Origin of the sequence: Candidatus Phycosocius spiralis (genome assembly GCF_030158815.1) — a bacterium.
Taxonomy (GTDB): domain Bacteria; phylum Pseudomonadota; class Alphaproteobacteria; order Caulobacterales; family Aquidulcibacteraceae; genus Aquidulcibacter; species Aquidulcibacter spiralis.
Genome location: NZ_BPFZ01000031.1, coordinates 1 through 1,097, shown reverse-complemented (window position 1 = coordinate 1,097; position 1,097 = coordinate 1). Strand labels below are relative to the sequence as shown.

The 1,097-nt window shown below is 50.6% G+C and carries 1 protein-coding gene; it reads right to left on the bottom strand.

Features of this window, described 5'->3' with window-relative positions; genetic code table 11:
• Positions 1–37 precede the first annotated feature (37 nt).
• On the bottom strand, positions 38–1,097 hold a 1,060-nt coding region (locus PsB1_RS11755; RefSeq protein ID WP_284361833.1), incomplete at its 5' end, for an autotransporter outer membrane beta-barrel domain-containing protein.

Here is a 1,097-nt window from a genome sequence, read left to right as displayed (position 1 = left end):
CGCAGGCTCCAGCGTTTCTTACGAAACGACTCCTGCTCTAGAAGGTGAAGCGAATGCGGGCGCGAATTTGTTCTATTTGCACATTATCGCGTCCGAGTGTTGTTTCATAACTCAACCCAAGAGTGGCTTTATCTAGCTTAGTATCGATACCAAGACCCAGTTCACCCCATGTCTTGTCCAACACCAAGCCAGCTACATCCACAAAATTCGGACCTGTGGCCGAGACGAAACCAATTTTTTTCGTACCCGAATCTGAGGCTTCAAAGTCATGCGCCAATGCAATCCGTGCCCATGGCTTGAATGTTTTAGCCTGATCACTCATGGCCGCAACACCAAGACGACCCACAAAGGATTTGACTTTTCGTTTATTGACCGACAGCGCGATGGCACCCGTTTCGCGGTAAGCGTCAATATCTACTTGATCATACGCCAGTGATACCGAAGGCGTAAAACTGCCCCATTTGACTTTTGTAGGGCTACTCAACGCCGCACCAATGTTAAACAGTGTGGTGTCTGTAGATCCCACTGCCGACAACAGACCAGCTGTTCGGGTCAAGTCCAAATTCCCAGTCCCGCGGGTTGCATAGACATCCAATGCCAGCTTTGGCGAAAAAATACTACCATAAGCCGACACAGCATATGTATCCGACTTGGATGTCGCAGCGCGATTAGATTGTTTGCCATCGCCATTGGCCACATGAAGAGCAGCACCCACAATATAATTCTTCTGCGAAAAGTCCAAACCAATCAGACCCGTGACCATATTGGTCCGCGAACCCAAATAGCCTTGCTGTGCCCCTATTCTCGACCTCAAGCCACGCACTTCACCATAAGCACTCCAGCCTGGTTTCATCGGGCTGGCTTCACTCAATGTCGGGAGGGTTTGATCCCCATCCGTCATAACCCCTTTGCCGCCACTCAAAGCTGCCATTTTGATGGCACCCAAATTAGCCCCTTGTGGACCTGTCTGACGAACTTGATTAACCCGGCTCAGCATCATGCTCCCCATCGCCTCAGAAGTCCGCAATTGAGATTGCGCACCAATCGCATTGTCGGTTGGCGTTAAGGCCTGCATGAAATTGGCAGCCTCCGATGCA